15 protein-coding genes are annotated in these 20,701 nt (G+C 50.1%); 10 read left to right on the top strand and 5 right to left on the bottom strand.

The window, feature by feature from the left end:
- Nucleotides 1-990: an aspartate-semialdehyde dehydrogenase gene (locus JJU34_RS10040; protein ID WP_228692224.1), complete on the bottom strand. Its 990-nt coding sequence runs from the start codon at nucleotides 988-990 to the stop codon at nucleotides 1-3.
- A gap of 117 nt (nucleotides 991-1,107) precedes the next feature.
- On the opposite strand from JJU34_RS10040, the gene JJU34_RS10035 reads away from it, so the two are divergent.
- From JJU34_RS10035 to JJU34_RS10010, 6 genes are all read left to right on the top strand, one after another.
- On the top strand, nucleotides 1,108-6,381 hold the full coding sequence (locus JJU34_RS10035) for a lamin tail domain-containing protein (RefSeq protein ID WP_228692223.1): 5,274 nt from the start codon (nucleotides 1,108-1,110) through the stop codon (nucleotides 6,379-6,381).
- Nucleotides 6,382-6,460: 79 nt separating this feature from the next.
- Complete coding sequence (locus JJU34_RS10030) at nucleotides 6,461-7,450, top strand: TRAP transporter substrate-binding protein (RefSeq protein WP_228692222.1); 990 nt, start codon at nucleotides 6,461-6,463, stop codon at nucleotides 7,448-7,450.
- Between the two features lie 177 nt (nucleotides 7,451-7,627).
- Entirely contained in the window at nucleotides 7,628-8,101 is a 474-nt protein-coding gene (locus JJU34_RS10025) for a TRAP transporter small permease (protein WP_228692221.1), read from the top strand.
- Complete coding sequence (locus JJU34_RS10020; protein ID WP_228692220.1) at nucleotides 8,098-9,372, top strand: TRAP transporter large permease; 1,275 nt, start codon at nucleotides 8,098-8,100, stop codon at nucleotides 9,370-9,372. Before JJU34_RS10025 ends, JJU34_RS10020 begins: the two co-directional genes overlap by 4 nt.
- A 184-nt stretch (nucleotides 9,373-9,556) precedes the next feature.
- The gene (locus JJU34_RS10015) at nucleotides 9,557-10,012 is read left to right on the top strand and encodes an Hsp20/alpha crystallin family protein (RefSeq protein ID WP_228692219.1); all 456 of its coding nucleotides are present in this window, start codon (nucleotides 9,557-9,559) and stop codon (nucleotides 10,010-10,012) included.
- Between the two features lie 264 nt (nucleotides 10,013-10,276).
- On the top strand, nucleotides 10,277-11,860 hold the full coding sequence (locus tag JJU34_RS10010) for a DUF5060 domain-containing protein (RefSeq protein ID WP_228692218.1): 1,584 nt from the start codon (nucleotides 10,277-10,279) through the stop codon (nucleotides 11,858-11,860).
- A 202-nt stretch (nucleotides 11,861-12,062) separates the two neighbouring features.
- Here the strand turns inward: JJU34_RS10010 and JJU34_RS10005 are convergent, their stop codons facing one another.
- Nucleotides 12,063-12,254 carry a hypothetical protein gene (locus JJU34_RS10005; protein WP_228692217.1) on the bottom strand — a complete coding sequence of 64 codons (192 nt, stop codon included), beginning with the start codon at nucleotides 12,252-12,254 and terminating at the stop codon, nucleotides 12,063-12,065.
- Nucleotides 12,255-12,418: 164 nt separating this feature from the next.
- On the opposite strand from JJU34_RS10005, the gene JJU34_RS10000 reads away from it, so the two are divergent.
- Nucleotides 12,419-12,592 (top strand): hypothetical protein, encoded by a 174-nt coding sequence (locus tag JJU34_RS10000; RefSeq protein ID WP_228692216.1) that lies wholly within the window; start codon nucleotides 12,419-12,421, stop codon nucleotides 12,590-12,592.
- A gap of 65 nt (nucleotides 12,593-12,657) precedes the next feature.
- Here JJU34_RS10000 and JJU34_RS09995 read toward each other — a convergent pair whose 3' ends face one another.
- Both JJU34_RS09995 and JJU34_RS09990 read right to left on the bottom strand, forming a co-directional pair.
- Nucleotides 12,658-13,518 carry an N-acetylmuramoyl-L-alanine amidase-like domain-containing protein gene (locus JJU34_RS09995; protein WP_228692215.1) on the bottom strand — a complete coding sequence of 287 codons (861 nt, stop codon included), beginning with the start codon at nucleotides 13,516-13,518 and terminating at the stop codon, nucleotides 12,658-12,660.
- A 4-nt stretch (nucleotides 13,519-13,522) separates the two neighbouring features.
- Nucleotides 13,523-13,984, bottom strand: a complete 462-nt coding sequence (locus JJU34_RS09990; protein WP_228692214.1) for a DinB family protein — start codon at nucleotides 13,982-13,984, stop codon at nucleotides 13,523-13,525.
- 169 nt (nucleotides 13,985-14,153) lie between these two features.
- Here JJU34_RS09990 and radA point away from each other — a divergent pair, with 169 nt between their 5' ends.
- From radA to JJU34_RS09975, 3 genes are all read left to right on the top strand, one after another.
- On the top strand, nucleotides 14,154-15,530 hold the full coding sequence (gene radA, locus JJU34_RS09985; RefSeq protein ID WP_228692213.1) for a DNA repair protein RadA: 1,377 nt from the start codon (nucleotides 14,154-14,156) through the stop codon (nucleotides 15,528-15,530).
- Nucleotides 15,531-15,575: 45 nt separating this feature from the next.
- Nucleotides 15,576-17,921, top strand: a complete 2,346-nt coding sequence (locus JJU34_RS09980; protein WP_228692212.1) for a hypothetical protein — start codon at nucleotides 15,576-15,578, stop codon at nucleotides 17,919-17,921.
- Nucleotides 17,922-18,354: 433 nt separating this feature from the next.
- Nucleotides 18,355-18,564: a hypothetical protein gene (locus JJU34_RS09975; RefSeq protein WP_228692211.1), complete on the top strand. Its 210-nt coding sequence runs from the start codon at nucleotides 18,355-18,357 to the stop codon at nucleotides 18,562-18,564.
- Between the two features lie 123 nt (nucleotides 18,565-18,687).
- Here the strand turns inward: JJU34_RS09975 and JJU34_RS09970 are convergent, their stop codons facing one another.
- A complete protein-coding gene (locus tag JJU34_RS09970) occupies nucleotides 18,688-20,484 on the bottom strand; it encodes an SLC13 family permease (protein WP_228692210.1) in 1,797 nt (598 codons plus the stop codon).
- Nucleotides 20,485-20,701: the final 217 nt, after the last annotated feature.

Here is a 20,701-nt window from a genome sequence, read left to right as displayed (position 1 = left end):
TTATACCATGCTGTGTTCCACTAGATAGGAAGCGATTTGTACGGCATTGGTGGCTGCACCTTTGCGTAGGTTGTCTGCTACGATCCACATATTTAGCGTATTTGGCTGGCTCTCATCGCGCCGGAGTCTTCCCACAAATACCTCGTCCCGCTTATGGGCGTTAAGGGGCATGGGATACACGTTATTGGCAGGATCATCCTGGACCACGACACCGGGTGTATTGGCGAGCAACTCCCGTACCTCGTCGAGATCAAAGTCTTTTTTGAACTCCACATTCACCGACTCGGAGTGTCCTCCCATCACAGGTATACGTACGGTGGTGGCAGTGACCTGAATGCTAGGATCGTCGAAAATCTTCTTGGTTTCGTTGATCATCTTCATCTCCTCCTTGGTGTAGCCGTTGGGCTGGAACACGTCTATGTGTGGCAGCACGTTCAGGTCTATTTTATACGGGTATACCATGTCGGCCTTTTCGCCTTTGCGCTCGGCCATCATTTGGTCCACAGCAGCTTTGCCTGTACCGGTAACCGATTGGTAGGTAGACACGACGATCCGTTTGATGCCGTATTTTTCACGAAGCGGTGCCAAGGCCAGCACCATTTGGATGGTGGAGCAGTTGGGGTTGGCGATGATCCGGTCATCGATGCGCATGGCTTTCCCGTTGATCTCCGGAACGACCAGCTTTTTGCTGGGATCCATCCGCCATGCAGAGGAGTTGTCGATCACGATGGTGCCCACTTCCGCAAATTTTGGTGCCCACTCCAATGAAGTGCTACCGCCTGCCGAGAAAATGGCAATGTCCGGCTTTTCAGCTACTGCCTGACTGAGTCCTATCACCGTATATTCCTTGCCTTTGAATGACAGCTTCTTACCGGCAGATCGCTCGCTCGCTACCAATAGCAGTTCATCAAAGGGAAATTGATGCTCATCGAGCACCTCTAGGATTTCGGAGCCCACCAATCCGGTGGCTCCCACTACGGCTAGTTTCATAGGATTATAGTTGATTTTTCAGATAATTAGTTAGCTTTTTCTGAGTTTTATTCGCAATACCAAGTGTTTTATAAATTAGAATTACGGTTTATTCGTATTTATTCTTAAATTTCATACATGAAAGCCTTATGCTTTGTATGGGGTTTCGTTGCTTTTTCCATACTAGGTTTTACGCTATCATTCGAAACCGAAACTTTTATACTTCAGGATTTTGAAAGCAATTTTGAAATAGTCAACTATCCTGAGGAATTTTTGCCGGGTTGGGCTGCCAGTGAAGTGCGAATCGGCACCTCCAGGGTTTTCCAAGCATCCGGAAAAGGTATCAACGGTTCTACGGCCTTGGGCGTTCAAACCATTGGCAGTTTTGACGCGCAAATTTACATAAAAACAACTACTATCGGGCTGAAAGGCAATATATTTTCCTTTTTTGCACGCACGGAACGAAACGGCAGCGGCAACCGGCCAGTAATTGTGACCTATACTTTTTCAGAAGCAGGGCAGCAATCCCAGCAGGAGCCGCTGGGGACTTTGGAGAGTTTTCCGAATGCCGATACGGATTATCGCCTCTGGGAAATCCCCATTCCGGAGTTTTGGTGGAATCGGGAGGAGGTCACAGTAACGTTGACCGTACGATACGGTCCGGGTACCGGCACAGCGGCCAGGTGGTACATGGATGATTTTGGCATTCAGCTTTCTGAACTACCCGAACCCGCTCCCGATGACCCGGACCCGGAAGACCCGGCCATTGGTCCGTCAGGATTTCCATCGCTGCTGCAGGTGGAGGCATTGAATGGGCACACCCTTGAGCTGACTTTTGATGGACCTCTACCCAGCTCCATGCGTATGCCCTTGCTTTCAGCGGGCTACGGAGCTCCAGAGGAATGGGGCGTTTCGGAAAATCGGCTTACCCTGCGTTTCTCAGATTACCTCTACCCAAACTCCTACGAACTCATTTTTGCCCTTGTTGGAGATCCGGAGGGCATGGAGCATCAAGTAGCCTTCGAACTGCAAACTCCGATTCCGCCCGGGGCGATCATTATCCATGAATTCATGGCAGATCCCAATCCCAAGGGCTTGCTTCCTTCCGACCTACTGCTTCCCACAGCTGCGAATGACGAATACATCGAACTGTATAACCGCATGGACAAACCCATTCGGCTGAGAGGCTTTACTTACAACGATAGTCCGGTGGAGGAAGCCGTGATTATGCCAGGGGAGTACTTGCTGTTGGTTCCTATGCCCCGCAAGGACAACTTTCTACCTTGGGAGCCTTTGGCCGGTGTAACCGGATTTCGGGCACTGCCCAATGGTTCTGGGCAGATACGTCTTCGGGACGGATGGGGGAATGTAGTCGATAGCCTTACTTATGATGCCTCTTGGTATGGAGATCCGCAAAAGTCCCAAGGAGGGTGGTCCCTAGAGCGGAAAAACCCCTATGCGGCATGTAGTGATAGGTACAACTGGGCTGCTTCCCAAAGTTCAATGGGAGGAACTCCCGGCACTCGGAATTCGGTTTACACCGATCAGCCGGACACTCGACCTTTTCTCGTGGAACAGGTGCTTCCGCTTAGCAGCGATGTACTTCGCGTACACTTTTCGAAGCCACTTTTTCCAGATCGACACCCCGAGGGCACGATCCTACTCCGTGGCGAAACCCTGAGAGTAGACAGCTTGGCCGGCGCGGTACTTTGGCTGCGGTTGCCATTTGCATTAAGCTCTGGCGAAACCTATGCCCTTTCTTTTCTGGGCATCAACGACTGCTTTGGTCAGTTGCTGGAGGAGGAAAACGTTTCATTTATTTACGATACGGATCCGCCGAAAATTACCGCGGTAAGTGGCCGGGCGGCCGATGAGGTGCTGCTGTATCTGGATGAACCGATAGATGCGGCCAAACTGCCCAGTGCCTCGGCGGTACAGCTCACTCCATTTACGGGAGCAGTCAGTCAGCTCCAATTGCCCGCGCCGGATCGCTTGCTCCTATTGCTCCAAAATAACCTGCCAGAGGGGCAGGAGTACGTGTTGGAGATTAGCGGCCTAACCGATCGCTTTGGAAATAGCATGGAACCTACCCAACTGGGTTTTTTCTGGATGGATCAGGTAGACACGGTTTTCTTTTCCGACCCCAATGCGGTAAGTGTGCGTTTCAAGGTCGAAACCGATCGTTCTTCTACCCTTCGTAGGGAGAATTATCGGCTGGACCGTGGATTGGGTCATCCGGTAGCCGTAGTAGAGGATGCGGAGGAACCAAGAACCGCCGTGTTGATTTTTGACCGTGACTTTCCCACCAATCAGGCGATCACCGTGGAGGTAGATGGGGTGCTGGATGAGGAGGGTAATCCGATTACCGCTTTTCGAAGATCCTTCACCTGGGATACGCGGGCCATTGCACTCAGTTCGGTTACACCCATTCGCCCTAGCGGGTTAGCTCTACAGTTTAATAAGTCCTTGGATCCAAAAACCGCCGTAATTGACGCGAATTACTCTGTATTGCCTGAGGCTGGACAACCGTATTCGGTGAACATTATGGACGGACAAACCGTGCGATTAGATTTTGAGGGGGAATGGAAGGAGGACATGGCGTATCAGGTAAGGGTACGCTCGCTGCGCGATTTGTTTGGAAATGAAATGCTACGGGAAATCACCGGGAGCTTCAATCTATCTGCTGCCCGGCCCCGAATAGACACGGCTTATCTGATTTCCCCTTTTCAACTCATGGTTCAAGCAGACCGTGCGCTGCAGGCTCCGTTTTTCTTTTTGGTCCAGGATAGACCTGTCAGCGCGCAGCGAGAGCTAGCGCCGGGCATGTACGAACTGGACGTTGATTTCGCACTGGATTCGGAGGAGCTGCTGCTAACCCTAACACTCCCAGAGGAAGCCCCTATTAGCTACTTATTGGTCAATACGAAGCTCCGATTGCAAGATGTACGGTTGGTGGATGCACAAAGGATGCGGCTTGCTTTCACCGATTTTTTGGATCCAGCGATGGCGCTGCTGCCGGACCGGTATCTAATCAATGGGAGAGCGGTGGATGAGGTAGAGATCGAGCAGGAAGGTTTTTTGGTTTGGTTGGCTTGGAAGGAGCCGTTGAAGCTGGGCTCCAGCTGGGAACTGGTATTGGGTCCCCTGCAAAGCCTAAGTGGGAAAGCACTAGGCCAGGTCACCCAATCCGGCAACTACTCCGATGGCATCGTAGATAGATGGGTTTCACAGGCCCAAACCGCGGTGCTGGTGCATGAAACAGCGCTACCCTTGGAAAGTGCCTTGCAGGGGCGATTTGAATTGGAAGATGAGGATATAGAAGTAGATGCATGGGTCAATCGGTCTCAACCCAGGCAGATTCAGTTGGTATTTTCGAAGCCTCTACAGGCTGACCGGTCTTACAGATTGCGGCTCCCACCGAGGCTAGATGCGCAGGGAAAGTGGCTTTCGGGGAGTTACCGGGAAATACGCTGGGACACGCGTCCTCCCCACCTACAGCAGGTAGAGGTGGTTCGGGATACGGAGTGGTTGCTGCATTTTGACGAGCCTCTGGACCCGGTTTTTGCATTGGTACCCACCTTTTACGAAGTAGCTGGAGTGAATCCATCGGAGGTGCAGCTTGGTCCGGACATGCACCAAGTCACCTTGGTTTTTGACGAGCCACTTGCGAGTGTAGGCAGTCTGCTTACCTTGATTCTTAGCGGTATCGAAGACCTTCAGGGGAATGCAGTGGAACGGCAGCTATTCACCTTTACTTACGAGCCCCCTGTGGAAGCGACCTATCGGGAGATTGTCATCAACGAGGTGATGCCTGCGCCCCGAGAGGGTGGATCACTCCCCAATGTCGAATACGTGGAGCTGTTCAACGCTTCACAGCGTCAGGTGCAATTAGGAGGGATGCGTTTTGGCAATAACCGGAGCTTTACTTCGCTGTCCCGGCACGTATTGGAACCTGGAGAATTTATGATTCTTTGCCCTGCCTCACAGGTACCCCAATTTGCAGCTTTTGGAAACGTGATGGGAGTTTCGCCCTGGCCTACCCTGTTGAATGCTGGGGACGAGGTTTGGATCGGAACGGCAGAGGGCTCCGTGTTAGACCGATTTGCCTACGATAATTCCAGCTTTGGAAGCGCAACACTCGCCCAAGGAGGATACAGTCTGGAGCTTGTAAACCCCTATCACCCTTGTGAGTCTCCCACCAACATTCGCCCATCGAAATCTCCGCAGAGAGGGACCCCCGGTCAGCAGAATTCCGTGTTTGATCAAACACCGGATCGGATATCACCCCGTCTGTTACAGGCGGATCCCATAGGTCCGGATCGGCTGCGACTACGGTTTTCCAAGGCAGTAATCGACCGCAACCGGAATGCCCAGATTTCCTTGGTTCCTAGTTTGGATCTGTTGGAAATAGCGATGGATCCCGAGGATCCCTATGCACTGTATGTGACCTTCGCATTGCCATTTGAAAGCAATCAGCGCTACGAAGTGACGATCGCAGACTGGACAGATTGTGCAGGCAATGCACTGGATCCCCAAGCCTCCCGGTTGGTCTTTAAGATTCCTGCGGAAGCTTTACCTGGAGATATTGTTTTGAATGAAATCCTATTTAACCCCCGGACCGGCGGCCCCAAGTTTGTGGAAATCTACAACGCTTCGGATAAATACATCGATTTGAAAAATTGGAAACTAGCAAATGTCGCAAATTGGGAAGTCGCAAACAGAAGGGTGATTTCCGGCCAAACGGACATCTTGCTTCCCGGTTCATATCGCGTATTTACCACGGACGCAGGCCTCCTCCACCAACATTATCCCCGAGGCCTAGCCGATACCTTTCACCAAATGAGTTTGCCTTCTTACCCCATTGGCAGCGGTACCGTCGTTTTGCTTAATCCGGAGGAAACCATCCAAGAACGATACAGCTACCACGAGCGCCATCACCATCCGTTATTGAGGGAGGTTAGGGGCGTAAGTCTGGAGCGGCTCAGTATAGATGGGAACGTGGATGATCCCGAAAACTGGCAATCGGCCTCCGCCACGGTGGGCTATGCCACGCCTGGTTTCCGCAACTCCCAAATAGTGTCGCCTAATCCATTGGAGCAGGGAATACAGATATCGCCAAAGGTCTTTGTGCCGGATGGCGTGGGCGAGGCACCCTTTACGACCATTTCCTATACGCTGGATCAGTCTGGGTTTTTGGCTACTTTGCGTATTTACAGCACCGATGGCCGGATGGTGCGCGAGCTCTGCCAAAATCAGCTTTGGGGACTATCCGGTTTCTATACCTGGGATGGTACCGACGAGCGGGGTGCGCGGGTGAAGTCCGGCTATTACGTGGTTTGGGTGGAGTTGTTCCATCCGGATGGTACAGTGAATCAGTTCAAGAAAACCGTGGTGGTAGGGACTAAATTTTAGGGCCTCTTACCAATGTCAAGGGATTTTTTGTATTTTCGGGATTGTGCCTAAGGTTAATTAAATCCGCATTGGACCCAAAATGACAAATAAAATTCCCGGTTTTGCTCTGTTGATTTTATTCGTAGGAAGCCTGTTGGCTTGTTCGGTCAATTCTGGGCAGCAGCCAGAGTATACTCTTCGTTTCGGGCACCTGGCAAATAGGCAACATGGCTGGCATCAGGCAGCGAAGCGCTTTGCCGAGGAAGTGTATCGGCGCTCAAATGGACGCATGGAGGTAAGGGTGTATCCCAGCGAGCAGCTTGGCAAGGAAATGGATGTGCTGACGGGGATTTTGGTAGGTAGCGCCGATATCATGATCACCGGTGAATCCCTGCAAAGTTGGAGCCTGCCCAACGCCATCCTATGTGCCACTCCCTTTGCCATCCGGGACAGCGAACACCTGAAGAAGATCGCGGGTGGGCCTATAGGAAAAGAGATCGAACAGCATATCATAGACGGTGCCGGGTTTAAACCCATTGCCTGGTTTGAGCGCGGAGCCAGAAACCTGACAGCTAACCGAGTTATCCGTCACCCCGATGAGTTAAATGGAATGATACTCCGTGTCCCGGCGGTGTCCCTGTACGTAAAGACCTGGAGTGCTTTGGGTGCCAAGCCCACGCCGATGGCTTTTTCGGAGGTGTTTACCGCCTTGCAACAGTCTACCATCCACGGTCAGGAAAACCCCTTCGCACTTATCAAAGATGCGGGCCTTTACGAAGTCCAAAAGTACTGCATGCTGACTGAGCACGTAAAGGGTTGGTCCTATGTGGTGATGAACAACAAGAAGTACGAAAGTCTTCCCAAAGAGCTGCAAGAGGTAATAGACGAAGCCGCCGCCGTCATGCAGGCGTATGAACACGAACTCTTTCTTAAGCAGGAAAAATTGGATTACGAACACCTATTGGCACAGGGGATGGAATTTATCGAGGTGGATAAGGAGGCTTTTCGGGAGGCCGCCACCAAGGCGGTGATGGAAAATTTCAATGAGCAGCAAAACGATCTTCTACGTAGAATTCAGGCCGTCAGATGAAATCGAGCACGACGCAAGCGACACACGGAGGGATCATTATAATTGCGAGATTCCATCTGACCGTTAAAGAACAAATTATAAACAGATGAAATCGAGCATGACGCAAGCGACACACACTGGGATGACTATACGCCATGCGAGATTCCATGTGACCATTGAAAAATCAATTATAGACACATGAAAAACAGCTCCGCACTTAAATACCTTGACCGGGTACTTTCCTTTCTGGTGGTCACCAGTTTTGTGGTGATGATCGCGGTGGTCGTTCTGCAGATACTGGCCCGCTATGCCCTTCCTTGGTCTCCCGAATGGACGGAGGAGCTGGCCAGGTTTTGCTTTATCTATTTAGTGAGCTTGGCAGCCGGTTTGGCCATTCAGGAGAGGCTTTACGTCAGCGTGGATTTTTTGCTGGAAAAGTTAAAGCCGGCCGTGCGAAGGGGATTGGAAATAGGCATCCTTGTACTAATCGTCGTCTTTATGTTTACCATGGCAGCGGTCAGTCTTCCCTTAGTACAAATCGTCAGCCTACAGCGATCCCCGGCCATGCAGCTCAATATGTCTTGGATGTATGCAGCCATGACCGCTATGGGCTTTTTCGTCGGTCTTTACGGTAGTTTTCAACTTGTCGAACGGATAAAACAACGCACATGACGATCCTGCTTTTTGTCGTATTTTTACTGTTGCTGATCCTGGGTGTACCCATCGCCTTTGCCTTGGGTCTCTCGGCCTTTGCATACATTCTGTTGAGTGATTTACCGCTGATGGTGATACCCCAGAAGATGTATGCAGGCATAGACGTCTTTGTGTTGCTATCTATCCCCGGATTCATTCTTGCCGGTAACTTGATGAATGCCAGTGGAATTACCGACCGTATCATACGTTTTTGCAATGCATTACTGGGTCATATTCGAGGTGGATTGGGCCTAGCAAACGTAGGCGCTTCCATGTTGTTTGGCGGGATTTCCGGTACTGCCATCGCCGATACCGCGAGTATTGGTGCGGTGATGATTCCCGCCATGAAAAAGGAAGGATACGATACCCCATTTTCCTGTGCGGTTACTGCTTCCTCCTCTACTATAGGACCAGTGATACCGCCGAGTCTTCCCATGATTATCGCCGCTACACTTACCGGTCTCTCGGTGGGTAAGCTCTTTGTGGCAGGCATCATACCCGGTATACTTTTGGGCTTGGGTTTTATGGTGGTCACCTACGTGATATCGGTGAAACGCAAGTACCCCAAAAGGCCAAAGACCCCTACCTTGCAAATGCTGAGGACGTTTTATCAGGCATTTTGGGCGATCATGATGACCTTGGTGATATTATTTGGGATTATTGGGGGCGTGTTTACCCCTACGGAAGCTTCTATCGTGGCGGTCATCTATGCCATGGCAGTCGGTTTGCTGGTTTACCGGGAGCTGGAATTCAAGGCTATTCCGAGAATTATCCTTGAATCGGCCAAGACCACCGCTTCCCTGATGGTGTTGGTTGGCTTTGCAAACCTTTTTGCTTGGATCATGACGGTGGAGGAACTCCCTCAGCTTATTGCCGATTCCCTGCTGAATCTCACGGAAAACAAGTTCATCCTACTCTTGATGATCAATTTGCTCTTGATCTTCGTAGGTGCTTTTATGGAGACCATCGCTGCATTGTTGATCCTGTTTCCGGTCTTGCTGGGTGTAGCCGTGCAGGTGGGTGTGGACCCGATTCAGTTTGCGATTATCATGGTATTTAATCTGGTGATAGGCCTGACGACCCCACCTGTAGGGGTTTGCCTCTTTGTAGCTTCGAGTATTGGGCAAATATCTTTGGAGAAAATTGCCAAGGCAGGGCTACCGTTCTTGTTGGTAAGCCTGTTGGTGTTGGCCCTGATTACCTATGTTCCCGGAATTTCTCTCTGGCTGCCCGGCCTGTTTTACGATTGATCCCCACACAGTCATATTGGCATAATTCTACTTTTTTATAGGTCAAAATGACACTAATCGCAATCCATACTATGACGTATTGTCCTGATTACAAACTGGATAGCCATTTATTCTGCTTGGCATAGGTTTTGGGTAGGTGGAGAATGTAAGAAACAATTCGAAAACCTAAAATTCACGTATAGCCATGACACTGATGAAGATTTCAAACGACGCAAAGAAGAACCAATTTCCCACCTTCGACACTTGGTTTGACCAATTGTTTGATTTTCCTGCCAGCATAGACCGCGCGGGAAGACCGGGCAGTTTCAGAAGCACGCTGCCTGCGGTAAATATCAAAGAGGATGAAAAATCCTTTCAGCTGGAAGTAGCAGCCCCCGGGTTCTCCAAGGAGGATTTCAAGATCAACTACGATCACGAGCAACTCACGATATCCTCCGAGAAGAAAGAGGAGTCCGTAAGCGATGAGAAGGTCACCCGAAGGGAGTTCAGCTATCAAGCATTCAAACGTTCTTTTTACCTTCCCGAGGAGATGATAGATGTGGAAGGTATCCGTGCGCAGTACAAGGATGGAATCCTACATGTCGTACTGCCAAAGCGGGTTCAGCAGGACAAACAAGTAAAGCAGATTCAGATCCTGTAAGCTGTTGCCCGTACTATTTCAGTTCCCCGGCTGCCGCAGATTCCATTTCAAGTTGGCGGTCAGTTGGGTAAATCATATAAAGAAAGCTGCCTCAAGGTGATTGGGGTAGCTTTTGTTGTTAATGGATAGCGTTGTTTTCGATCATTGGAAGTAGTGTTCATTCTGAGAAAGTCTAAATCCGAAGTTCTATTTCTGGTTTTTTAGCAAAAAACCCGTTAAATTATTCGCATCGAAACGGTTTTCTCCCATAATCCTACACTTGTTATGCATGATGCTTTCCCCACCTCCTATTTTAAAAGCCTGCTGAAGGTTGAATATTTGTGTGTATTTGTCGTAACTACCCTACTGTTTTCCTGCCAACCGGATCAGCCGCTACCTTCGGTGGAGCAGTGGGGTGTTTTTGAGTTGGAGTTTTCCGGGCCGGATACTGGAAATCCTTATATGGAGGTCGAATTTTTTGCCGAGTTTTCTTTCGAAGGCGGCGAAAGAATTCAGGTTCCGGGATTTTACGATGGGGATGGGGTTTACCGCCTTCGTTTTTCACCCCCAGAGAAAGGAATCTGGCACTATCAAACGCGTAGTGAAACCTCTGCCCTTGATGGAAAAACCGGTCGTGTACAAGCCGTAGCTCCTACGGGAGATAATCACGGACCCCTACGCATCGTCAATACGTTTTACCTTCAGTATGCCGACGGCACGCCCTTTTACGGTATTGGAACCACAGCCTATCAATGGACCAGTGTAAAGCAATCCATCCAGGAGAAAACCTTGGAGACACTTTCCGAATCACCATTTAACAAGATACGGATGTGTGTGTTTCCAAAACACTACCAGTATGGCAACGAAACCGACCCTTGGGCCTATCCCTTTCAAAGGGATGGAGACGCCAATGACTTTACGCAGCCTAACTTTGCCTTTTTTCAGAATTTTGATAAACGGGTTCACCAACTGATGGATAGGGGCATTCAAGCGGATGTGATTCTTTTTCACCCCTATGACCGCTGGGGCTATGCCGCCATGGGCAAGGAAATGAACGAGAAATATGTTCGCTACCTAATGGCGCGCCTATCTGCCTACCGAAATGTATGGTGGTCTCTCGCCAATGAATGGGACATTCCCTCCATCAAGGAGACGATAGACTGGCGAGGAATTGGAGAGATGCTGCAGCACGAGGATCCCCATCAGCGTTTTCGTGGCATTCACAATTGGTACAGCTCTGAGGACCATTTTTACGATCATACCGAGGACTGGATCACGCACGTATGTACCCAGACCTATGAGTTTTGGAACGCCATCCGCTGGCGGGATATGTATCAAAAGCCCCTCCTTTTTGACGAAATGCGATACGAGGGCAATGTACCAAGCGGTTGGGGCAATCTTAGCGGAGAAGAAATGACAGCCTTTTTTTGGATGGCAGGGCTCAGCGGTGGATATCCTACGCACGGGGACACCTTCAAGAATGATTCAGACGAGGAAACCGAAGTGCGGTGGTGGGCTAAGGGCGGTACACTGATGGGAACGAGCCCAGATCGCATCGCTTTTTTCCGGGAAATCATGGAGAAATTGCCTGTTCATGAGATGTCACCGGTTTTCATCTCCTCTGAGGATCCCAAGAACCTCATGAAAAACCAGCACCTGTTTCAGAAGCCGGGAGAGGTGTACATGTTTTACACCGGATCGGAGGGGCAGACGCTTTCAGTAAACCTTTCTGGTAGCGGGTCCTATCTCCTTCAGGTGATCGATACTTGGGGCATGGAGGTAGTGGAAGAGCGATCGGTAGAGGGGGGAGAATTTTCCTTTACCACCCAGGCACCGTATACCGCGCTTTTGCTGAAAAGGGCAGATTGAAAATAGCCCAGAAAGGCTATTGTTATTTGGCACTATAAAATCCTCTAAAGTATGCAAATTGCATCGCATACTTTTAAGGTAGCTATTAGGCAAACTGAAAGTACCGGGCTAGTTTAAAAAACTTGCGAATCCGGGTTTTTAAGATACTGGATAGGTCGCCGATTAACAGTCTAGTCTAAAACGGTAGGGAAGTGCGAGACACCTAGAACATGCTTTTTCGGAACTTACCCTGAAAATAGGCGTCCGCTACAAACATAATCGTAAGCAAAACAAGTAGTGAGGGAAACAACGCCGTGGGTACAGCAAGCCACCCCAGCAGCAGGTTTACGGTTAGCAAGGCTACACAGGTTATCACCAGGTAATAGGAGACAGTGAAGATTCGATACGCTTTCATAATACTAATCTGCCGAAGAAAGTTTGCGAAATGGAATTAAAGAGATCTAAAGCGTAAAAATATCGGTCCTCACTGAATAAAAATTTCAGTGGTGGCTAAAGTTTCAAAAATTTTTATTAACCAATGGGCTCCAATATCTTTGTTCCAAACCTTAGGTATTCGATATGAAAACGCTTCATCTTTTGAGAATAGCCTTTGGCGTTATGGCCGTGGTAGCGCTTTTCCTCGGCATTGTTTGGAAGGACCTTCGCTTACTCCTAAGCGGCTTGCCTTTTCTCGCCTGTACCTTTATGGTGAATAAGGGTATTAAAGCCCAACGCGGAAAAATCCCGAGCTAAGCTTTATGTATTGCGGAAGAATCGCTTGGTACGCTGTTGGAGAGGGTTACTGAAGGTCCCGTTTTTTAATCCATATCAACAGCTCTACTAACCACAATTCCCGACTGGGACTTATTGCCCATTAGATACTCCTGCAGCGTTTTTGCGGAGATCTCCACCTCCTTAGAGGTAAGACTCGCATGCATCAGGTGGATACGGCCGCCCCGCTCCACGGCAAAACCCACATGCACCACATCCAGATTGGGGATGGTAGTCGTGATGGCAATCATGTCCCCGGATCGGATCTGTCTCTCGTGCCGGTGTATGTCGGCTTTCGGAATGTAAAAATAGCTGCGTGAACCTATCGCCTGCTCTGCTTTGGCCAGCGCTTCTACATAATCCGGCCGGCTTAACTGAGCATAGTATTTCGGATTGGAGGACATAAAGCTGGGTTTGTTTTCGTAGGGTTGGCCCCCGATAGACTGGGTGATGTCCCTCACCAAGCCCTTCTGTTCGTTTTGGTAGATCCAATCGGTAAAGTAATGCAGACGGGAAGGGTATTCTCCCAGTATTCCCTGCTGATAGCGGATACGTTCAAGCTCCCTTTCATAGGCCTCCATGCCCAATTTGCCGTGCTTCGCCACTCTGGCCAAGGCCAGTACCGTTTCCAGATAGGTCGTGCAGTCCAGCCCTACTAGGTTAACCACCAGGCGTTCCGGGCCGGGCAGTTCCAGTGTCTTCTCTACATAAGGAGTACCCAAAAACCAGCTTCCAATCTCCATCAGCAGGTCATTGATGCTTTTATCTTGCACATTTTCCTCCGAAAAGCGCTCCAAAAAGCTTTCCAGCCTCTCCCGGCTTTCGGGTGTGCATACCGTCTGCGAATGTGCGGGTACAGCAAGTACTAGGAGGAAGAAAATAGTCGATAAAACGCTTACTACTTGCATGGTTCTAGTTGCCTCTTTTTAGCATAATATAATCAGTCACCACCGGTTGCAGGCCACTTTCCCGAAAGAGGGTGGCGATCTGTCCTCGGTGGTAGGTGGAGTGGTTTACGATATGAAAGAGTATATCGGCCACCCGATTTTCAAACGTTTGTCCTTTCGAATTGGTATAGACTACGCTGCTTTCGAGGTCTATGCTGGCCAAAAGTGAAATCGAAAAGGCATAATTATTCCGGTCTATCTGTGACTCCCAATCCAACTCCCGCCGCGCCCACACGCCAAATGGTTGCTGGACAGGTTGTATTCGGGAATTCCAAATCTGATGTGCGTTAAGTATATGATTCAACAGCCCAAATGCTTTGTCCGGAAGTGCGTCTCGATGCTCCAACATCGCGGTTATCACGAGCTGATTGGCTTTGTGCGTGTAATCAAATAGGTCTTTGAACATGGATTCCATTGTCAGCCACATTTTTTAATAGCCGTTTTTCATGGTACAGTTTTCACTACGCCCTCAGTGCGGCACTTCGCGTAATTTCGACCCAATATATTAATCTTTCCTTGTATCTTTAAACCTCTCTTCGACTTCATTTTTGCCAGCTCACTGAGATTGAGCCGGCTATCTCGAACCAACAAAATCTATGGCAAAAGTAAAAACGACTTTTTTCTGTCAAAACTGTGGCGCACAAAGTCCCAAATGGCTGGGAAAATGCCCTTCCTGCGGGCAATGGAATACCTACGTGGAGGAAATCGTCCAAAAGGAAGAAACCGGCAGGGGTACTTGGAAGACAGGGCAAGCCGTCAGCAAAAAAGCCGCGGTACCCCGCAGACTCCAAGATATTCGATTTGAAGAGCAACCCCGCTTGGTAACCGGAGATACGGAGTTGGACCGGGTATTGGGATCGGGCATTGTGCCGGGATCCCTGATTTTGATCGGCGGGGAGCCAGGGATCGGCAAGTCTACGCTCCTGCTACAGATTGCGCTGATGCTTAACCAAATCAAGGTGCTGTATGTGTCTGGCGAGGAAAGTGAGACACAGATTAAGATGCGTGCGGAGCGCATGGAAGCCCATTCGGACAATTGTTATCTCCTGGCGGAAACCAATACGCAGCAGATCTTCCAGCAGGTGGAGGCGCTAAACCCAGACCTGCTGATCATCGATTCCATTCAAACCTTGCATAGTCAGCACGTGGAATCTGCCGCCGGCTCAGTGAGTCAGGTGCGGGAATGTACCGCCGAGATCATGAAATTTGCAAAAGAAACCGGAACCCCCGTATTTCTGATAGGCCATATCACCAAGGACGGCACCATCGCCGGGCCTAAAGTACTGGAACACATGGTGGATACGGTGCTTCAGTTTGAAGGGGATCGGCACCTGAGCTACCGCATCCTGCGCACCTCCAAAAACCGCTTTGGATCTACCAACGAGCTGGGGATCTACGAGATGCATGCCGATGGCCTTCGCACCGTGACCAACCCCTCGGAGATCCTGATGACTCAGCGGGAGGAACAGTCGAACGGCGTAGCCATTGGGGCTATGCTGGAAGGAAACCGCCCCTTGCTTATTGAAATCCAGTCACTCGTCAGTCCGGCCACCTACGGTACCCCCCAACGCAGCTCCACAGGGCACGATGCCAAACGGCTCAATATGCTGCTGGCCGTATTGGAAAAGCGGGGCGGTATGCGCTTGGGCCAACAGGACGTATTTCTCAACATTGCCGGAGGGCTCCGAGTAGACGACCCCGGCTTGGATCTGGCCGTTTGCGCATCATTGATATCCTCCTACGAGGATACTCCCGTAGATCCGTCCATTTGCTTTGCAGGTGAGGTAGGGCTGGGGGGAGAGATCCGTGCGATCAACCGGGTAGAAAGCCGCATCGCCGAAGCAGCCAAACTGGGTTTCAAAAAGATAATGGTATCCAAATACGCCATCAAAGGCCTTAGTGCCAACAAATACGATATTGAGATTATTCCCCTTACCAAACTGGACGGGATGTACGCCAAGCTGTTTTCCTAGACCAGTCGCAAACGATCCGATCAATTACCTCCAACCCAAGATACCATGGATTCGAAACTGCCTTTTAACCGTTCCCGCAGAGCTTTTTTGGGCGCTTCGGCTTTGCTGGCCTCGGGCGCAATACTACCTGCATTGCCCTTTTCCTTAATAGATCCGATGGCAGATGCGAATCCTCCGGTTGCTTTCCCTCACTTTCCCCATCCCATCTATGCCTTCGTGTGGCGAAACTGGAACCTGGTGCCGTTGGAAAGAATGAAGGCGGTAGTAGGATGCTCAGAAGCAGACCTGCAATCCTGTGCCGAAGCTATGGGCCTGCCTAGGTATAAGCCTGTTTCACAAGAACAGTGGAACCGCAGTTATATCACGGTTATACGCAGAAACTGGCACCTGCTTCCAAAAGAGCAGTTGACCGAATTGCTGGGCTGGACCACAGAGCACTTGGAATTTACCCTTCAGGAGGATGACTTCCTCTACATCAAATTGGGCAGCGTTAAGCCCGATTGCCCGCCCCTTCGATGGAAAGGGATGGATGCGGAGGTGGCGAAGAAGCTGGAAAAAATCCGGAGCATTTCCGGGGAAGCTTTTGCCGTAGCCGATAGCAGTCCGGGTGAGCCCCTTTTTGATTTTGTAAGGCAGCTTTCTGCCAAGCCCGCCGGACAGACTAGGCCGCTAACCTCGGGGTTTTCACCCCGATACGGGTATGGATATTTTACACTTTTCGGAGATCCCCTCGCCGATGGCGCGGTAGATCCCTTTCCGGAGGGTTACCTGCAGCGTATGGGGGCCGCGGGATTGGACGGCACTTGGCTTCACATTGTCCTGAGCAAGGTTACGCCCTTTCCCTGGGATCCCTCGTTAAGCAAAGGCTGGGAGCAGCGATTGGAAAACCTGGCCCGACTGGTGGAAAAGTGCCGGAAGCATGGCATAGGTATGTACCTATACCTAAACGAGCCCAGGTACCAACCTCTTTCGTTTTACAAAACCTACCCGTCCTTCAAAGGCGTTACGCGGGGAGATAGTGCTGCCCTGTGCACCAGTGTGCCAGAGGTGCAGACCTATATCGTGGATTCCATCGCTCGTGTGGTGGAGCGTGTGCCCGATGTCGCCGGTTTTTTTTCCATCACTGCCTCCGAAAACCCTACCCACTGCTGGTCGCATTTTCAGGGCATGGACTGCCCGCGTTGTGGGCCGAGAGGACCAGAGGCGGTCATTGCCGAGCTGAACACCCTCTATGCAACCGGCATACAGCGTGGCTTGGAGGCGCATCGCAAAAACATTAGCCCAGGTTTCGAGGGTTCCGGCCCACGGCTTATCGCCTGGGATTGGGGCTGGCGTGATGGCTGGGCAGCGGGCATTGTGCCTCAGTTGCCCAAACAGACGGCCTTGATGAGCGTGAGTGAGTGGGACCTCCCCATAGAGCGGGGAGGGGTACAGGCCAGCGTGGGAGAGTACTCCATTTCAGCCGTTGGTCCAGGGCCCCGGGCCAAACGCCATTGGGAGATTGCGCAGCAGCATGGATTGGAGGCCTTTGCCAAGATACAGGCGGGTACTACTTGGGAATGTGGGGGCCTGCCCTACGTTCCGGCCTTGGAGAACGTAGCCCAACATGCCGTAAACCTGCGGGATGCGGGTATCAAGGGTCTGATGACGGGTTGGACCTTAGGAGGCTACCCCGGGTCGCCCAATTTGGAAGTGGTATCGGTGGTAGGGAGTGATCCGGGCATCTCGGTTCGGGAGGCCATGCAGCAGGTTGCCAAGAGAAGGTTTGGCCCAGCTGCCGATGCGATGGTGAAAGCCTGGTACGGCTTTAGCGCGGCATTTCGGGAGTTTCCGTATCATATTGGTGTCGTCTATAATGCCCCAGTACATTCCGGTCCGGCCAATCTACTTTGGGCAAGGCCAACCGGCTATTCGGCCACCATGGTGGGGCTGGGGTACGATGATTTAGACAAATGGCGGGGCATTTACCCGCCGGATGTATTTATTCAACAGCTTTACAAGGTAGCCGAGGGTTTTGAGGAGCCCTTGCGGGAGTTAACGAGCAAGACGGAGGGGATGGCCTTGGATGAATGGACAGCCGAAGAACTAAATGCAGAGATGCGCATTGCCGAGGCGGTGAGCATTTTATACCGATCGGTGGCCAATCAGGGCCGGTTTATCCAAAAAAGGGGTGATTGGGAAACGGATAGGGATCCGCAGGCTAAGCTTTTTTTAAAGGAGGTTCTAGAGGATGAAATTCGTTTGGCAAAACGGCTGTTTACCCTTCAGCGGCAAGACTCCCGAATCGGCTTTGAGGCCACCAACCATTATTTTTACGTGCCGACAGATTTGCAGGAGAAGGTTTTGAATTGTAGGTGGCTGTTGGAAGAATGGCTGGGCGTGACCGTATAGTCTGTGACGGGTAGATATACATAGGAGGTATGATTTCTGCGTGGATCTGTCCGAATTTGCGTATCAATACTATCACCCCTTCGGGATTTGGCATCGCGATGCAGTCACGTTTCCGGTATCACAAAAACCGATTGTTTAGGAAGGATTAGGGTACATACTATAATACCTCAATCCCGAAGGGATGGCAGTATTATAGAAAATATAGATAATCCGTGGATTAAACCCTGGAGGGGTGATAGAAGAGCCTTGCATCGAGGCTAGGGAAATTGGGAAATGCCTTTTTGAATACCATTTTGCCACCATCGTCTGATTTTGCCGGACCACACCTTAAAAAAAATCCCAGACTGAAATGAAATTTCACTGAGCTCCTTTTGATTTGTAAATGGGATCAATCTGTACACTTGTTTTTTCACAAATTTAAACCCCTAAAAAGATGCAAAATAGACAAAGGTGGTTGGCATTCTACAGCGTGATGTTGGGATTCTGTTTGTCCATTGTGTTTATCCTGTGGCGGGGGAATGGATACCACATCACCTCCGAATCACCCGACTTTATCGTGTTTTCTTCCTTCGTTGCCACTTCAATCAGCTTTCTGATCGGCCTGATCCGGTATTTGCCTTTCCGAAAAAAGGAAACCGGCTAAATCTTCAAGCCTAGGGGTATTCAGGTACCCCTAGGCAAAATGAATTTCTTGATAGCTTCCCTAAGCGTGCAGAAATAGGGCCTCTATTTTGGCGTTAGCCTTTTATTCCTCCCCAAAAGGAGATCAAATATAGAATAGGTAAAATACCGTCACCGTAAGCACCACAAAGATCAAGGTTAGCCCGCTTCCCGCTTTGATATAGTCTTTGTTTTGATAGCCTCCCGCCGATATCATCAGGGCATTTACCTGATGGGTGGGAAGCAGGAAGGAATTGGAAACCCCAACCGCTGCCAATAGCACCAAAGGTCTGGGATCCAAACCGGCGATCTCGGCCATCCCGATCACCAAAGGTGCCAACACGACCACAGCCCCCACATTGGACATAAAGAGCGAGAACACCGTGCTCAACACGGTAATGGCAATTAATAGCACCAGGACCGACTGCCCTTCAATCAGCTGCATGACGTATTGGGCAAGGAAATACGCGGCCCCGGATTTTTGCATGGCAATTCCCAAGGGAATCAACCCTGCCAACAAGAATACCACTTTCCAGTCAATGGCATCGTAGGCTTGTTGAATGGTGATCACCCTCGAAAGGATCATGGTCATGGCACCGGTCAGAAAGGCCAATGCTATGGGTACTCCCAAGAAAGTCAACACGATCCCAAACGCAAAACTGGCCAATGCAGGAATCGCTTTGGACTGATTCTTCGGTTCGGCTTCTATGGGAGTCGCCAGAACGAAATCCGTGTGGCTTTTGAGACTTCTTATATTATCCCACAACCCATACACTATCAAGGTATCCCCCTTCCGAAACCGATGATCGGAAAAATCACCCTTGATTTCTTCTCCATTGTTGAATAAAATCAGGGGCTCTAGGGCAAATTTTCGCCGGAAGGCAAAGTCCCTTAGTGTCTGACCGATCAGTTCCGATCCCGTTCCGACAATCACCTCGGCAAATCCCGATTCATCCGGTTTAGTGAGACGGTTAAAGATTCCGGGTTGGAAGATTTCCTGTAAGCCATAGATTTCCGCAAGTTTTTTGGCTTCATTTTCTGAGCCTAACAAGGCGATTATCTGCCCTTGGGCAAAAACGGTTTCCCTCCAAGGTGCGTATACCACAGCCTCTCCGTCGGCTAGGGCGATGAGGTTTAGCCGAAAATCTTTCCAGATTCCGGAAGATTCCGTGGTCTTACCGATTAGGCTGCTGCCCTCTTGTATCGAAAAATACCAGAGGTTATTGGGAAGGCGCAAGGTCTCAATCAATTTTTCCTGAGCGGATTTTTTCTTTGCACCTTTTCCCTCCTTGGGCAGTATGTAATTGCCCAATAGAAAAAAGTATACGATGCCTGCGATCAGCAACACGGCACCGACGGGCGTGACCGCAAATAGGGCATACGGTTCCAAGGAAGCATTTTTCAGCAGATCATTGATCAAGATCAAATGGCCTGACCCAACCATGGTCAAAGATCCACCTAGTATAGCTGCAAAGCCAAGCGGCATGATCAATTGGGTGGCCGGTATTTTGGTCTTTCTGGATATATCCAAGGTTCCGGGCAAAAACAAGGCTGCAGCTCCGATATTTTGCATAAATGCAGAAAGGGTGCCAACGGACAGCCCAAGGAATCCGATAATCTTGTTTTTATCGTTACCTACCTTCTTGAGCACAGCCTCCGAAAAGCGTTCCATTACCCCGGTTGTTGTGACTCCATATCCCAAGATCATCACCGCCAACATAGAGATCACGGCGTTGGACGAAAAGCCCTTGAGCATTTCATCCGGGGTCAATACACCCGACCAGCCCAAGGCAAGCATGGTGATGATCGCAACCACATCGATGCGAAATATCTCAAATACCATCATGATAACTGTGGCTACCAAGATCGCCAATACAATCACTATCTGAATGTCCAATTCCATCGGTATAAGTTAGCTATAGAACTTCAAATATAGTAGGTGACTGGAGGTGTTATCGGTATAAAAAGTCACAATGGAAGCTTTATTCAAACCACGTAAGAAGGCAAAATCCTAAGAAATCAGTTCACAGGCTGACAGAAAACTTGAAGCTACACTGAAATTATTTTTCAGTCAGACCGATTAAATTTGCAATACGCTTTGTGTTTAGGGATTGGCCTCG

Source organism: Lunatimonas sp., from assembly GCF_020832325.1.
Classification (GTDB): domain Bacteria; phylum Bacteroidota; class Bacteroidia; order Cytophagales; family Cyclobacteriaceae; genus Lunatimonas.
This window is presented reverse-complemented; position numbering and strand designations above follow the sequence as displayed.

Coding starts and splice junctions, on each gene's coding strand:
- JJU34_RS10040 (WP_228692224.1), bottom strand. CDS start 990: ATGAAACTAGCCGTAGTGGGAGCCACCGGATTGGTGGGCTCCGAAATC.
- JJU34_RS10035 (WP_228692223.1), top strand. CDS start 1,108: ATGAAAGCCTTATGCTTTGTATGGGGTTTCGTTGCTTTTTCCATACTA.
- JJU34_RS10030 (WP_228692222.1), top strand. CDS start 6,461: ATGACAAATAAAATTCCCGGTTTTGCTCTGTTGATTTTATTCGTAGGA.
- JJU34_RS10025 (WP_228692221.1), top strand. CDS start 7,628: ATGAAAAACAGCTCCGCACTTAAATACCTTGACCGGGTACTTTCCTTT.
- JJU34_RS10020 (WP_228692220.1), top strand. CDS start 8,098: ATGACGATCCTGCTTTTTGTCGTATTTTTACTGTTGCTGATCCTGGGT.
- JJU34_RS10015 (WP_228692219.1), top strand. CDS start 9,557: ATGACACTGATGAAGATTTCAAACGACGCAAAGAAGAACCAATTTCCC.
- JJU34_RS10010 (WP_228692218.1), top strand. CDS start 10,277: ATGCATGATGCTTTCCCCACCTCCTATTTTAAAAGCCTGCTGAAGGTT.
- JJU34_RS10005 (WP_228692217.1), bottom strand. CDS start 12,254: ATGAAAGCGTATCGAATCTTCACTGTCTCCTATTACCTGGTGATAACC.
- JJU34_RS10000 (WP_228692216.1), top strand. CDS start 12,419: ATGAAAACGCTTCATCTTTTGAGAATAGCCTTTGGCGTTATGGCCGTG.
- JJU34_RS09995 (WP_228692215.1), bottom strand. CDS start 13,518: ATGCAAGTAGTAAGCGTTTTATCGACTATTTTCTTCCTCCTAGTACTT.
- JJU34_RS09990 (WP_228692214.1), bottom strand. CDS start 13,984: ATGTGGCTGACAATGGAATCCATGTTCAAAGACCTATTTGATTACACG.
- radA (WP_228692213.1), top strand. CDS start 14,154: ATGGCAAAAGTAAAAACGACTTTTTTCTGTCAAAACTGTGGCGCACAA.
- JJU34_RS09980 (WP_228692212.1), top strand. CDS start 15,576: ATGGATTCGAAACTGCCTTTTAACCGTTCCCGCAGAGCTTTTTTGGGC.
- JJU34_RS09975 (WP_228692211.1), top strand. CDS start 18,355: ATGCAAAATAGACAAAGGTGGTTGGCATTCTACAGCGTGATGTTGGGA.
- JJU34_RS09970 (WP_228692210.1), bottom strand. CDS start 20,484: ATGGAATTGGACATTCAGATAGTGATTGTATTGGCGATCTTGGTAGCC.